General features: G+C 58.5%; 9 protein-coding genes. 6 read left to right on the forward strand and 3 right to left on the reverse strand.

Annotation, left to right across the window (positions count from 1 at the left end):
* Positions 1 to 586 precede the first annotated feature (586 nt).
* Together IPP03_07705 and IPP03_07710 are read left to right on the forward strand one after the other, a co-directional pair.
* Complete coding sequence (locus IPP03_07705; GenBank protein ID MBL0352531.1) at positions 587 to 1,609, forward strand: restriction endonuclease; 1,023 nt, start codon at positions 587 to 589, stop codon at positions 1,607 to 1,609.
* A gap of 120 nt (positions 1,610 to 1,729) precedes the next feature.
* Complete coding sequence (locus tag IPP03_07710; GenBank protein MBL0352532.1) at positions 1,730 to 2,098, forward strand: hypothetical protein; 369 nt, start codon at positions 1,730 to 1,732, stop codon at positions 2,096 to 2,098.
* 447 nt (positions 2,099 to 2,545) lie between these two features.
* Here IPP03_07710 and IPP03_07715 read toward each other — a convergent pair whose 3' ends face one another.
* Genes IPP03_07715 through IPP03_07725 form a run of 3 tightly spaced genes read right to left on the reverse strand, consistent with a single transcriptional unit; the run spans position 2,546 to position 5,704 of the window.
* Entirely contained in the window at positions 2,546 to 3,097 is a 552-nt protein-coding gene (locus tag IPP03_07715) for an NADP oxidoreductase (GenBank protein MBL0352533.1), read from the reverse strand.
* Between the two features lies 1 nt (position 3,098).
* The gene (locus IPP03_07720; GenBank protein MBL0352534.1) at positions 3,099 to 3,806 is read right to left on the reverse strand and encodes a (2Fe-2S)-binding protein; all 708 of its coding nucleotides are present in this window, start codon (positions 3,804 to 3,806) and stop codon (positions 3,099 to 3,101) included.
* The gene (locus IPP03_07725; GenBank protein MBL0352535.1) at positions 3,803 to 5,704 is read right to left on the reverse strand and encodes an NAD(P)H-dependent oxidoreductase subunit E; all 1,902 of its coding nucleotides are present in this window, start codon (positions 5,702 to 5,704) and stop codon (positions 3,803 to 3,805) included. Before IPP03_07725 ends, IPP03_07720 begins: the two co-directional genes overlap by 4 nt.
* A 191-nt stretch (positions 5,705 to 5,895) precedes the next feature.
* On the opposite strand from IPP03_07725, the gene IPP03_07730 reads away from it, so the two are divergent.
* From IPP03_07730 to IPP03_07745, 4 genes are all read left to right on the forward strand, one after another.
* Positions 5,896 to 7,314: a bifunctional enoyl-CoA hydratase/phosphate acetyltransferase gene (locus IPP03_07730; protein MBL0352536.1), complete on the forward strand. Its 1,419-nt coding sequence runs from the start codon at positions 5,896 to 5,898 to the stop codon at positions 7,312 to 7,314.
* Positions 7,315 to 8,496 carry an acetate/propionate family kinase gene (locus IPP03_07735; protein ID MBL0352537.1) on the forward strand — a complete coding sequence of 394 codons (1,182 nt, stop codon included), beginning with the start codon at positions 7,315 to 7,317 and terminating at the stop codon, positions 8,494 to 8,496. It begins immediately after the preceding gene.
* Positions 8,497 to 8,701: 205 nt separating this feature from the next.
* Entirely contained in the window at positions 8,702 to 11,593 is a 2,892-nt protein-coding gene (locus IPP03_07740; protein MBL0352538.1) for an adenosylcobalamin-dependent ribonucleoside-diphosphate reductase, read from the forward strand.
* Between the two features lie 150 nt (positions 11,594 to 11,743).
* Positions 11,744 to 14,914: a metallophosphoesterase gene (locus IPP03_07745; GenBank protein MBL0352539.1), complete on the forward strand. Its 3,171-nt coding sequence runs from the start codon at positions 11,744 to 11,746 to the stop codon at positions 14,912 to 14,914.
* Positions 14,915 to 15,165 lie beyond the last annotated feature (251 nt).

Consider the following 15,165-nt stretch of genomic DNA (forward strand, 5'->3'; position numbering starts at 1 on the left):
TTCGTTGTTCGATCCTTCGCCGCGCCACAACTTGCACGACTACTATGATCTCTGCTGACTTCTGCCGCTTCACATCAGCCATTGCTGACCGCTGCGCTGTTACGGTTACTGAACGTTGCTGCCCGTTCGATCGCCCTTGATGCGTGACAGCCCACATCGGCGCTGGTTGATTGGGACTGGCTCAACCCGGCCACCTTTCGTTCAGCCTACGTCACCGCTCGCGCGGCAGATCTCCCCAGGTAAGAACGCGATGTTTCCGCGCACAAGCGCCGCATTTACCGTAAGGGTCGTACCGGTGGGCTTCGTCGTCCTGTGCCGACTCGCCTCGACCCTCTCGGCCTTCTATGCAGTTTCTGTCCGTCGCCTCGCACGTTTGCACTCCGGCTTCCTCCAGACAAGCCCTCGCGAGCTTGCCCTTGCCTTCGGCTAGTGGTTATCATTGACTCGTGATGAATCCATGTCGGTGCTCCCACAGGGGACTTCCACCCCATTACATCGCGCCCATGCTGGGCGCACACCCTGCGGTCCACCGGACGCTGCGCGATAAAGCCGCGCAGCGCCGGTGACCTCCACGTTAGGCGTCACAATGGGCTCGATCTGGACACCAACAAACGAATTTGCCGCCTTTTTTGGCGAGCAAGTCGGCCTCAAATCGGGGTTGGCTCTAACACGCGACGAACTCGTCACCCACATTGGGGGAAACGACCCCATTGCGTCGGCAATTGCTTCGGTATCTGATGATCTGGTCAGACTTAGGGCGGCTGAAGTTGAAGACGCATTCCAACGCGTGCTCTTTAGACTCGGCCGTCTAGACAGAGAGTTTGTGGGTCATGGCCCCACACTTCTTCACATCAAATACCACGCAGACGCAGAGAAAAGCTCCTATTTGTTGCAGGTACTGGCTCTGTTGGGAGACGTTCACTTCAATGGTGGAAAACACTCATTGAACGACGGTTTCGACAAGGAGCATTTCTTCGAGAAAGTCTCGTCAAACCTTCCCAGTGATGCGATACCAATAGCGGTGGAACTAATCGGTCTGATTGAACTGAGCGAGCGCGCCAGTCCGTGGCAATGGCATCCCGACCGGCAAGTCGCTTGGAAAGACACCGTCGACCTCAAAGGACTGTTTTCAAGCGAATCCCTCGACGCAACTCACGGCACATTCTTTGATCAGCGCTTCATTGATTATCTCTCTGCCAATTTCGATAGGATTGACAACATCAACTGGCGAAAATTTGAAGGTTTGGCCGCAGAGTTCTTCGTCCGATCTGGGTACACCGTCGATGTGGGGCCGGGTAGAAATGACGGGGGCGTAGATATCCGTGCCTGGAATCTTGGGGCGACACCAACCGAGCCACCACTCATTCTTATTCAGTGCAAACGCCAGAAGGAGAAGGTAGGTAAGACTGTTGTGAAGGCGCTGTGGGCAGATGTGGTTGATGAGAATGCGACGTCCGGGCTTGTTGTCACGTCATCGGCTCTTGCGCCGGGAGCAGACACCGTTCGCCGCGCGCGCTCATACCCCATTGAGGTTGCGGACCGAGCGACATTGAAGGATTGGTTGTCTCAGCTAAAGACACCGGGCACAGGCATCTTCCTGGGATCATGAACATGAAGCCTATTCCCCAATCCCGCGCAGCGACGCCTAACCACTCGTTGCAGGGGACGCTCCGCCTATCGGCGGGGCGCCTCTGAACTCAAACGTTAGACCTTCTCTTACCCAAAAGAAATGTTCACAAAATCACTTTATGTGCAGGTCCGGGAAAATCAGTTCCAAGTGCGGAACGTTGATAACTCACGTTCTATTCAACGGAAAGCAACCCCTGCTTTTTCTCACCAAAGAATGCTGGTCGGCAACTTTACCGCCGCGCAGGAGTGTTTGAAGGCTGCACTATCTGAGGCTCGTGGATCTGGGTTCGCTCTTCTCACCTCGGTTGTAATTCACCCACTTGAGAAAATCGATGGGGGGCTAACGCAAGTCGAAGAGCGGTTGTTTCATGAACTGGCATTTGGCGCGGGAGCGTCAAAAGTGTTTGTCTGGGTCGGCGCGCCGCTTAGTGATTCAGAAGTTATTTTGAAAATCAAGGGCAAGAAGTAGCGTGCATATTCAATCTTCGCTCATACAGCGGTCTCTTGGACAACAGGGAACAGACCACGGTTTTCTGAACCAAGGCGAAAATCATGAAGCGAAAAATCTACGTTGAAACCTCGGTCATCAGCTATCTGACAGCACGCCCCGGACGTTAAAGGGATCAGAGTCATTTCCTTTTTCCCCTCGTTGTTTCCTGCATTCCCGCCCCCTCAAAATCGCCTGATTTTCCTAGTAATTTTCCCGTTGACCGCACCAATCCATCTTCATCAACCAAACACATCGAAATGAACAGCAGGGTGACTTTGCCTTTCAGCTTGTTGATGGTTCCAGCAAAATGTTCCGCCGTCTGCTGATCCAGGTTTGATAGCGCCTCGTCGAAGATCAGGATCAGGCGACGGTGGCTTGTCCATCTCCGTCAATCCGTGCAATCCGCGTTAAAAATCGTCTTTTCGCTCAGTCATAGTGCATCAGGCCGTGGCCCAACTCCGGCTCCCTGCCGGCCAGCAGATCGGTCAGCACCTTCCATATCGCATCGGCGGAAGGTGGGCAGCCGGGGATGAAGTAATCGACCTGCACCACTTCGTGTATGGGATGCACCTTGTTGAGCGGCAGCGGCAGCTCGGGGTCGTTCGGAATCATGCCGCTGGCCAGCCCGGGGCTGGTGTGATAGATTTCCTCGAGTATCGTCGCCAGCGACAGGTGATTGCGCTGCGCCGGCAGGCCGCCGTTGATCGCGCAGGCGCCGATGGCGATCAGCACCTTGCAGTTCCGGCGAAAATCGCGCAGCACGTGGACATTCTCGGCATTGCACAAGCCACCCTCGATGATGCCGATGTCGCAGTCCGCGCTGACCTCCTTGATGTCGGTCAGCGGCGAACGGTCGAACTCGACGTAATCGAGCAGCGTGAACAACCGCTCGTCGATGTCGAGGAACGACATGTGGCAGCCGAAACAACCCGCCAGCGAAGTCGTGGCGACCTTGAATTTCTTCCTCGGGCCATTCATGTCAGCGACTCCCACTGGTTTCGACAATCTCGCCAATCGGCTTCTTGTCGTAGGTGCGCTCACCAATCGGCACGGCAAAGCCCTTGCGCTTTCTCAGGATGACGCCGACCGGACATACCTGCGCTGCCTTGTCGGCCGGCGAGAAATTGGTATCGCCCAACTGGCCGGATTTGGCGTTGACGATCAGGTGCGTCGCGATCCCGCGCCCGGAAAGGGCGAAGACGTTCTTGCCATCGACATCGCGGCTGGCGCGCACACACAGCGAGCAGAGGATGCAGCGGTTGAAATCGAGCAGAATTTCGGGATGTGAGGCGTCGACCGCGCGATTCGGGAAAAAGTGGTCGTAGTGTGGGCTCATCATGCCCAGGTGGTAAGCCGTGGCCTGCAACTGGCAGTTGCCGCTCACCTCGCACGAGGGGCAGAAATGATTACCCTCGACGAACAGCATCTGGGTCAGGGCCCGGCGTTCGCCATTGATTTCCTCGGTATCGCTGTCGACCACCATGCCGGCCATTGCCCGCATCGTGCACGATGCCGTATGCCGGCCATTGACCTTGACCGTGCACAGCTTGCACGAACCATGCGGCTTGAAATCGGGGTGGTAGCAAAGGTGCGGGATGAAGACCCCGGCAGCGGTCGCCGCCTGAAGGATCGTCTGGCCCTCGGCGAAGGGGACGATCCTGCCGTCGATCGTGAATGTCTGGCTCATGCGTCCTCCCCAAAACTCCCGCTGATGATGTGTGCCGCCGCATCGTCGCGCCCGGTCATCTGCCGTGCCGCGGCAAGTGCGCGGTCGAGATCGAAGGCCGGCGAGAAATCATTGTGCTCCATGCGCCGGTCGTAGGCCGGCCTGAATTTGGCGATGGTATCGAGCACCGGATTGCACGCGGTATGGCCCAGGCCGCAGTGGCTCATCGACTGCAGCAACTGGTTGAGCTTCTCGATTTCGGCGAAGTCGTAGGGCGAACCGTGACCGTTGTGCAACTTGTCCATCAGGTTCCTGAGCAGCGAGGTGCCGACCCGACACGGCGTGCAGAAGCCGCAACTCTCGTGCTGGAAGAAATGCACGTAATTGCGCGCGACCTCGAACATGTCGCGGCTGTTGTCGAAAACGGTGAACGCCCCGGCGGTCGGGATGTCCTCGAAGCCGATGATCCGGTCGAATTCGGACGGCGCCACGCAGATGCCGGACGGCCCGCTGACCTGCACGGCCTGCGTATCGCGGGCGCCGCAATCTTCCAGCACCTGGCGCACGCTGATGCCGAACGGGTATTCGTAGATGCCCGGCCGCGCGCAGTCGCCGGAAACCGACAGTATCTTGGTCCCGGCCGAGTGTCTGGTACCGATGCCGGCGTACCAGTCGCCGCCGTTCAGCGCGATCAACGCGGCCGCAGCAAAGGTTTCGACGTTGTTGACGATCGTCGGCTGATCGAGATAGCCGTTGGTCACCGGGAACGGCGGCCGGTTGCGCGGGGTGCCGCGCTTGCCTTCGAGCGACTCGATCAGCGCCGACTCCTCGCCGCAGATATAGGCGCCGGCGCCGACATGAATCTCGATGTCGAAATCAACCTTCGGGATGCCGAGTATGTCCTTGCCGAGAAGCTTCTCGCGGCGTCGGTGCGCCAGTACGGCATTGAGGTGGTCGAGCAGGTAGCGGTATTCGCCGCGCAGATAGACGAATCCGCGCCTGGCGCCGACCGCGTAGGCGGCCACGGTCATGCCCTCGAAGACGAGATCCGGGTACCTGGCGAGCAGCACGCGATCCTTGAAGGTCCCCGGTTCGCCCTCGTCCGCATTGCAGACGACGACGCGCTGTTGCCCCGCCTTCAACTGCGCGTTGCGGCAAGCATCCCATTTCAGTGCGGTCGTGAAGCCGGCCCCGCCGCGCCCGCGCAGGTTGGCCCGTCTGATCTCGTCGAGCATCGCGATCGGGCCACTCAACCCGGCGGGCAGCCCCTCGCGCCACGAACGCATGTTGGATGCCAGCAACCCTTCGCCTGGCGCCCGCGCGACTGCCGCCAGCAAGGCGTCGCCCGGCTTCAGGTCGCTGTCGAGCAGGATGTCGGCGCGCCGGATGTTGTCCTCGATCCTGAAATACGCGGGTGGCCATTCGGCGAGCGGCACCTTGTTGCGGATCAGTTCGGCGATTTCATCGATCCGCGCCGCGGTCAACCCCGCCACGGCGTAGTTGTTGACCAGCAGCGCCGGCCCCTGATCGCACATGCCGGTGCAGGCCGTCTGACCGACGCTGACCAGACCGTCTTCCGAGACCTTGCCGCGCTCGATCCACAGATTGTTGCAGAGGCGGTCCATCAACGCCTTGCTGCCCAGCATGCGGTCGGTGATGTTGTCCGAGAACAGGACACGGTATTTGCCGCGCGGCTGCGTATGGAAAAAGGAGTAGAAGCCGGCAACGCCCTCGATCTTGGTGCGCGGGACACCGAGGGTGGTCTGCATGCGGTCGATCGCCTCCGGCGGAATCCAGTCGCAGGCTTCCTGCACCTCGCGCAGGATCTGCACGATGCAGGTGGGATCGTGCCGATAGCGTGTAACAACGCGGTCCACAATCCCGGCGACCGCACCCGCATGCAATTCGTCGAGTGGCACGACAACCTCCGCGAAAAAGTTTTACTACCGCATCGAGCGCAGCCCCGATGCAACCCCGGCGTCCCGCGCGAACCCGGCACCGTGACTGACACGCCGACCCGCCCCGACCGTCGCAAGCAAGCGATGTTGTTTGCTGCAATGCAGCATACTATACTGGTTAAAATTTGCAATGAATCCCGAGGAGCACGGCAATGGCTGAAGGCAGCGAGAAAAGACATATCGTCAACAAGACTTACGACGAGATCCAGATCGGCGATTGCGCCAGCCTCTCGCGCACGCTGATGCCCGAGGATATCAAGCTGTTTGCCGTCCTGTCCGGGACTATGAACAGTCGCTCCGCGGTCCAACAGTACTCCCAGAGCGGCATGTTCCGCGAGGTCATGGCCCACGGCATGTGGAGCGCCTCGCTGATCGCCACGGTGCTCGGCACCCAGTTTCCCGGCCCCGGCACCATCCTGATCACCGAGACCCTGCATTTTGCGCGACCGGTAACGATCGGCGACACCATCACCATCACGATGACCGCCAAACAGAAATTCGATCACAACAAGCATGTCATCCTCGACTGCGTGTGCACCAACCAGGAAAACCTGCAGGTTGTGCGCGGAACGGCCGAGGTTCTGGCGCCGACGGAAAAGATCTCGCGCATGGAGGAGGTCCATCACCCACTGGTCAGCGTAGACGACAAGCACGAACGCTTTCTGCAGATGCTGTCGCTGGTCCGCGGTCTGGAGCCGATTCCGATGGCGGTAGCCCACCCGTGCGACCGGGAATCGCTGAGAGGCCCGATTATCGCCTTCCACGAAGGCATCATCGAACCGATCCTGGTCGGTCCGGAAGCCAAGATCCGTTCGGTGGCCGAAGAATTCGGCATCGACCTCAACGGGGTACGGATCGTCAATGCCCGGCACAGCCATGACGCGGCGGCGATTGCCGTTTCGCTGGTCCGCACTGGCGATGCCGAGGCCCTGATGAAGGGCAGCCTGCACACCGACGAACTGATGGCCGAAGTCGTCTCGCGCGCCAACGGCCTGCGTACCGCGCGCCGCATCAGCCACGTTTTCGTGATGAACGTGCCGTCCTACCATCGTCCGTTGCTGATCACCGACGCCGCGATCAACATCGCGCCAACGCTCGAAGACAAGGTCGACATCATCCAGAATGCCATCGAACTGGCGCACATCATCGGCATTCCCGAGCCTAAGGTGGCCATCCTTTCGGCTGTCGAGACGGTCAACCCGAAAATCCAGTCAACCCTTGATGCGGCGGCGCTATGCAAGATGGCCGACCGTGGCCAGATAACCGGTGGCATCCTTGATGGCCCGCTGGCCTTCGACAATGCGGTTTCGATCATCGCGGCCAAAACCAAGGGCATCAAGTCGGCAGTCGCCGGATACGCGGAAATTCTCATCGTTCCGGATCTTGAATCCGGCAACATGGTCGCCAAGCAGCTTGAATACTTGGCCAACGCACTGACCGCCGGCATCGTGCTCGGCACGCGGGTACCGATCGTCCTGACCAGCCGCGCCGACAGCGCCGAGACACGAACCGCCTCGTGCGTGATCGCCGCGCTCGTCGCCCATGCCTACCGCAACCGGGCAGCCGGATAGATGGCACGCGGCATCCTGACCATCAATGCCGGCTCGTCGTCGATCAAGTTCGCGCTGTTCGAGCTCGACGGCGGCTTGAAAAGCCAGCCGGTTGTCTCCGGCCAGATCGACGGCATTGGCGCCGAGGCCAAGCTGATCGCCAGGAACCCGGCGGGCAGGCACGAAATCCCCCTCGACCTCCAAGGCGAGCAGGAAGCGCAGCACCAGGCGAGCCTGAATTTCCTGCTGCACTGGCTACGCGCGAACCACGCCGGCTGGACGCTCGCCGCCGTCGGTCACCGCGTCGTGCATGGCGGCGAGCTTTTCTCGGCCCCGATGGTGGTCGACCGCAACAGCCTGCAACAACTCGAGCAATTCATCCCGCTGGCTCCACTGCATCAGCCGCACAACCTCAACGGCATCAGGGCCATCGCCATTGTGGCACCCGACGTCCGCCAGGTCGCCTGCTTCGACACCGCCTTCCATCGCACCAACCCGCCGGTTGCCCAGGCCTTTGCCATCCCGCGCGCCCTGGCGGCCGAGGGCATCAAGCGCTACGGCTTCCACGGGCTGTCCTATGAGTTCATCGCCCGCGTACTGCCGGACCATACGGCGCGCGCCGATGGTCGCGTCATCGTCGCGCATCTCGGCAACGGGTCATCGCTGTGCGGCATGGTCGAGCGCCGGAGCGTCGTCTCGACGATGGGCTTCACCGCCATCGACGGCCTGATGATGGGTACCCGCAGCGGCGCCATCGACCCCGGCGTGCTGCTCTATCTGATGGACAACAAGGGCCTGGGCTCGGCCGAGCTGTCACATCTGCTTTACAAGGAATCCGGACTGCTTGGCGTTTCCGGCATCAGCCAGGACATGCGCATGCTGCTGGCCTGCGGCGAGCCGGAGGCCGAGGAAGCCATCGATCTCTACTGCTACCGTCTCGTGCGCGAAGTCGGGTCGCTGGCCGCGGCAATCGACGGGCTTGACGCCCTCGTGTTCACCGGCGGCATCGGCGAGCACGCCGCCGAGGTGCGCCGCCGCGTCTGCACCCGGCTCGGCTGGCTCGGCGGCAAACTGGACGAAGCGGCCAACGCCGCAGATCATCCACGCATTTCCACTGCGGGCAGCCTGATCGAAATATTGGTTATCCCGACCAACGAAGAGTGGATGATCGCTCATCACGCACAGGTCCTCCTCGATCTCTGAACAGAATTTTTCGTACGAAGCCCCGGTGCCGCAAGCCCCCGGGGCTTTATTTTTCGGGCCTTCCGGGGCATCGGCACGGCGTGATGGAATATGCGAAAAACACTATATATAGTCAACATATTGCCTTGAACCACTATATATAGTAGCTTTGCAACATTCGAAGACGTCACAACCCGACAATCAACACCATGCCGAGGAGCATCCCATGAGCCCAGTTTCCGAACAACTCTCGCTGACCGACATCCCCGCCCCTCCGCAGTTCGCCCCACTCCCCGAGCAGGAGATTTCCGGCGAGGTGCTGATCGAAAAATATGCGAAGGGCAAGGAAACTAACGTCCACGACGTGCGCCGCCGGGTCGCCTACGCGCTTGCCCAGGTCGAACCGGAAAAGGATCGCGCCCAATGGGAAGCGCGCTTCCTGTGGGCCCAGGAAAGCGGTTTCATCCCGGCCGGCCGCATCAACTCCGCCGCCGGCACCGATCTGCATGCCACGCTGATCAACTGCTTCGTGCAGCCAGTGGGCGATTCGATCGTCGAAACCGTCGACGGCAAGCCCGGCATCTACGCGGCACTCGCCCAGGCCGCCGAAACCATGCGCCGCGGCGGCGGTGTCGGCTATGACTTTTCGAGCATCCGCCCGCAGGGGGCCCACGTCAAGGGTACCCAGTCGCGCGCTTCCGGCCCGGTGTCGTACATGCGTGTCTTCGACCGCTCCTGCGAGACCGTCGAATCGGCCGGCGCCCGGCGTGGCGCCCAGATGGGCGTGCTGCGCTGCGACCATCCGGACATCGAGGACTTCATCCACGCCAAGGATCATGGCGACCTGACCAATTTCAACATTTCGATCGGCGTTACCGATGCCTTCATGGAAGCGGTCGACAGCGATGGCAATGTCGAGTTGCTTCATCGCGCCGAACCCAATACCGACATGAAGCAGTCGGGCGCCTACCAGCGCGACGACGGCATGTGGATCTACCGCAAGCTGCGCGCCCGCGACCTGTGGGACCAGGTCATGAAATCCACCTACGATCATGCCGAGCCCGGCATCCTCTTCCTCGACCGGATGAACAAGGACAACAACCTCAACTACTGCGAAGTGATCGAGGCCACCAATCCCTGCGCCGAGCAGCCGCTGCCGCCTTATGGCTGCTGCTGCCTGGGGTCGATCAACCTGACGCTGTTCGTCAAGGATGTCTTCTCCGACAAGGCCAGCTTCGATTTCAACGGTTTCGCCGAAGTCGTTCGCGTGTCGACCCGCATGCTCGACAACGTCCTCGACGCCACCCATTGGCCGCTCGAGCGCCAGGCTCAGGAAGCCGCCAACAAGCGCCGCGTCGGCCTTGGCTACACTGGCCTCGGCGATGCCCTGGCCATGCTGCGCCTGCGTTACGACAAGCCCGTGGCCCGCGCCATGGCCACCCGCATCACCGAATTCATGCGCGACAGCGCCTATCTCTATTCGGTCGAACTGGCCAGGGAACGCGGCGCCTTCCCGCTGTTCAATGCCGAACTCTATCTCTCCGGCGGCAACTTCGCCTCGCGCCTGCCCAGCGAGATCAAGGCCGAGATCCGCAAGCACGGCCTGCGCAACTCACACCTGCTGTCGATCGCGCCGACCGGTACCATTTCGCTGGCCTTCGCCGACAATGCTTCGAACGGCATCGAGCCGCCCTTCTCGTGGACCTACAGCCGCAAGAAGCGCATGCCTGACGGCACCCTCAAGGAGTATTCAGTCGAGGATTATGCCTGGCGCCTCTACCGCCACCAGGGCGGCGACGTCACCAAATTGCCCGATTATTTCGTCACTGCGCTGGAAATCTCGGCTGCCGCCCACAAGGATATGGTCGCCGCCGTCGCGCCGTACATCGACACCTCGATCTCGAAGACGGTTAACGTGCCGGCGGAGTACCCCTACGAAGACTTCCAGGATCTCTACATGAGCGCCTGGAAATCCGGCCTCAAGGGGCTGGCCACCTACCGCCCGAACAGCGTTCTTGGCTCGGTGCTGTCGGTCGAGCCGAGCGTCGCCGAGGCCGCTGCGGTCGACGCCAAATCGCCGCAGGATTTCGTTTACGACGCCAACCGCCGGATGTCGATCAAGGACCTGCCCGCTCCGGTGCTTTCCAGCCTGCGCTGGCCGAACCGCCCCAACCTGCCGGAAGGCAACCTGTGCTGGACCTACATGCTCGATTCGCCGATCGGCAAGTTCGCGCTGTTCGTCGGCCACGTCGAGCCCGAAGGCCGCGCCTGGCCCTTCGAGGTGTGGGCCAATGGCCCCGCCGAGCCACGCGGCCTCGGCGCGCTGGCCAAGACCCTGTCGATGGACATGCGCGCCAACGACCACGGCTGGCTGGAAATGAAGCTCGACGCGCTGGCCAAGACCCCCGGCGAATCCTTCGAGATGCCGATGCCGCCGCACGGCGAGCGCAAGCGCGTGCCGTCGGTCGTCTCGGCGCTGGCCCAGATCATCCGCTGGCGGTGCGAACAGCTCGGTGCCTTCAAGCACGAAGGCCCGACTCCGGTGAAGGATGCCCTGTTCAGCGCCAAGGAACCGAAAACCGGCACCGACGGCACGCTGTCGTGGACGGTCGACGTCAGCAATCCCTCCACCGGCGAGGATTTCGTCCTCGGGCTCAAGGAAATCACCCTGCCCGACGGCGTCACCCGCCCCTATTCGATGTGGCTGTCCGGCAACTATCCGCGCGCCCTCGACGGTCTGTGCAAGCTGCTGTCACTCGACATGCGCGTCCTCGATCCGGCCTGGATCGGCATGAAGCTGCGCAAGCTCCTCGACTACCCGGAACCGCTCGGCGACTTCATGGCCTTCGTCCCCGGCTCACGCAAACAGCAGACCTACCCGTCGACCGTCGCCTACATCGCCCAGCTCATCATCCATCGCTACGCGATGCTCCGCATCCTCGACGACAACGGCTTCCCGCTCCAGCAGATGGGCATCCTGAAGGCGCCGGAAGACGCCAGCAATACCGTGCACCCAACGCAGGGCAAGCTGTGCAGCGAATGCGGCAACCACACCATGATCCGCAAGGACGGCTGTGACTTCTGCACCGCCTGCGGCGCGGTGGGGACCTGCGGCTGATAGCAGTTCGTTTCAGGCAAAACACCTTTGTATGGGTTACGCACCCTAAAGTGTAAGGCTTGCTGATCGCCACCAATCTCAGTCTCAAAACCTCTGCAGAGTATTTCACTATTTCTTCGAAGCATTTATCTGAATGGACGACCTGAAGCCATGAAAGCCATCATCATCCACCTAAGTGATAGCCACATCGAGGCAACCGACCATTCTGTTGCAGAAAAATATGAGCAGATTGCCGCCACTGTCAGGCCTATCACGGCTCAGGCTGAATGCATATTTATTGCCTACACGGGCGATATCACACAATCGGGCAACGAGGCTGAATTCGTCATAGCCAAGAATTTTCTACATAACCTTAAGATATCTCTTGGGCATGACTTGAAGCGGCCGATTAACGTAGTGGTAACGCCTGGAAACCACGATGGGATGTTCAAGAATGCGAAGAGCACCCGCAAAGCCATCATCGAACAGATCAGGGTAGATAACAAGAAGAGCAGCGATTCTGATTTTGTCGAGGCGTGCACGGAGCCGTTGGTCCATTATTACGCTTTCGCAGAAGAAGTGGCGCACGACGGCGTAACCTCGACTGACCCTTTGTGGCGAGATTATAGATTTGAGGTCGGAGAGAAAACGATACGGTTCAGTTCGCTAAGCGCGAGTTGGATGTCCACTGTGCCGGAATCCAAGGGTGAATTGGTTTTTCCAATTGACAAATACACGGAAATTCAGGAAGACACTGCTACGTTCAATATCCTGTTGCTCCACCATCCGCTGAACTGGTACGCGCAAACCACGTACCACCCTTTGCGCCAGATGGTTAGAACCCATTATCAGATAGTCATGTCGGGCCACGAACATAGCACGAACGCAAATGTCGTTACGGACTTCAAAAACCACTCGGTGATTATGCTGGAGGCACCGGCATTGTATTCGAAAGAAAAGTCTGCGTTTTCGGTGGCACTACTGGATATGGATGCCGAAACGGTAGCGCAGGAAAGCTTTGAGTGGAAAGACACTCATTACCTGCCAACAAATGGTAGTGCCTATTGGGACAGCCACGTGCAGATCCCAAAGCGCAAATCTAAGAATGGCTTCCATCTCACAGATGATGCAAAGGAACGACTGGGCTCGCTTGATGCCTCGTTCAACCACCCCAGAAAGGAACACGTCCAGCTTTCAGACGTGTTTGTATACCCGGACCTCATTGAGGCCAGCACAGACAAGGAGAAACCGGAGACGCTCTGCTCAGAACTCCTATTACAAGCTGTTGATAAGTACAGAAAGGTTATCGTCTACGGAGATGAGCAGTTTGGGAAGACGACTCTTCTTAAGCACCTTCTCACAGAATTCCACCGGTTGGGGCTTGCACCGGTAATGCTGAACGCCGCAGAGGCTACGGGGAATAGTGAGCAGTTCTTGAGGGTCGTCGATCAACGCGTCGAAGCGTTTTACGGAGCAGATGCGAAGGCCAAGTATGCGCAAGCACCTTTCGTCGAAAAGGTTGCTTTGGTTGATAAAGTCGACGGGATTGGCGCTAGAGGCGATGTGCTTGCTCGCGCACTGAAAAACATCGAGAGCCAGTTTGGCCGAATCATCCTTACTGCCGGCGAGACGTACGAGGTGACGATTGTTGCTTCTGCAGAGGCCGCCGGAGCAATGACGGACTATAAGGATTTTCGGATGCTGGGCTTCGGCTTCAAGCTGCGGCACGATCTTATCCGGCGCTGGTACGAGGTTGGCCAGGAGTTCAGTCAGGCAGAGTTGCAGGAGAAGGTTTTCGACTCCGAACAAATCATCAACAGCGTTTTGGGCAAAGGGTTGGTGCCGATGACGGCATTTAACACCCTTGTTCTACTGCAGACAATAGAGGTAAACGAAAAGGGAGCACTAGCCAACGCTGGAATGGCCCAATACTACGAATATATGTTCCGGCATTCGCTGATGGTAGCGAAAGTCAGGGCAGACGAACTTGATGAGATAGAAAGCTATCTTACCTACCTCGCTTGGGCGATGTTCCAGAAGAAGGTAAAACATTTCAGCCTAGAGGAGTTGTTCAACTTCAACACATGGTTTTCCGAGCATGTTCACAGGACGGATCCGCTTAAGCGCATTGAACTGCTTGAAGCGTCGAAAATCCTGCTTAAGCGCAACGACCAATATTCGTTCGCGTATGCGTACTTGGATTACTTCTTTGTCGCGAAGTATTTGTCCATCCACTGTGACGACCAGCCTGAACTGAAAGACACCATAAAGCATTTGTGCCAGCATCTGTATCTTAAGGACAACGCGAACATTGTGCTGTTCCTCACGCATCACAATCAAGCAAATTGGGTAATCCAAGAAATTGCGGGATTGCTAGCAGAGATTCTGAGTGATGTGCCGGTCCTGGAGCTTGAGAGGGATGCTGAGATCTTGAACACTTGGGTGAGTGATCGGGCGAAAATTGTTGTGGACACCTCAGACGTAGTCGAAAACAACAGGGAAGTCAGAAAATCTGATGATGCGGCCGCACAGCTTCCTGAAAGGTCTCCCGGCAGCGAAGTGTCGTCAATCAGCGAGCTTGATCAGATAGCCCAACTGAACCTTCTGTTTAAGACCAGCGAGATACTCGGGCAGGTTCTGAAGGGGCGCTATGGGTCAATTGTTAGAAATGTGAAGCTCGACCTGATGAAACGACTGTTTGATGCCCCGCTTAGGGGGGTCAATTTCTTTAATACGCTGGTCAATTCGGAGCCGGAAGGCCTGCTGCTGGAGGTCTCAAATCGCCTGCACAAAAACAACCCAAATGTACCTAAGGAGAAAGCTGACCGTATAGCGAAGCGCTTCATTTTCTCGGTGCTTGGGGCTGTTGCGGATTCGTTTATAAGCCGTCAAGGTGAAATCATCGGCTCACCCAAGCTAGTGGACACAATCGACCAAGTGGCTCAGGGAAACGGGGGAATGTCGTATGAGTTGGTGGCAGTCGCATCTAAGCTCAGCTACCCCAACAATCCTCCGATTGAACAGATCAAGGCCTTATCCGAGAAGTTAGAGAAAAACTATTTCGGTTACAAACTACTACAGGGGCTCGTGGCCAGGCACCTCTATATGTTCTCGCTGCAACTTGCTGATCGGAACAGACTGTCAGCAACGGTGGGCATTGATGTTCGAGGGCAACGGGAAATCGAGCTCAACTCCCAGTCTACGAAGAAGCTACCGGGAAAGAATAAGTCACCAAGAAACACCAAGAGCCTGCTATCGAGGCTGCAGAACTCCTTCATGATGAACAACCAGTCGATGTTGCAGACGGTAAATCAGCGCTACGCGAAGAACAGAGACAAATAGCCCATTGGAGAAAAGGAGTGGGTGATTTCGATGTCTTTGCCTTTTGCTCGGGCAGTGATGACACACCGCTTGAACTAAAGGCAGGTGTCTGATTCGATCGGTCACAATCCCCCGCCTTAAATCCAAAAGCAAATTTTGCCCATTTTCCGCAGTCGACCGTAGGAATCGGCACATTTCGTTCAGGAGTAATCGGGGACGGACCCTGAGGTTTCCCCTCATGGTTTACGACTTATTCAACAGGTTGAAGATAA

The organism is Candidatus Dechloromonas phosphoritropha, from assembly GCA_016722705.1.
Lineage (GTDB): Bacteria > Pseudomonadota > Gammaproteobacteria > Burkholderiales > Rhodocyclaceae > Azonexus > Azonexus phosphoritrophus.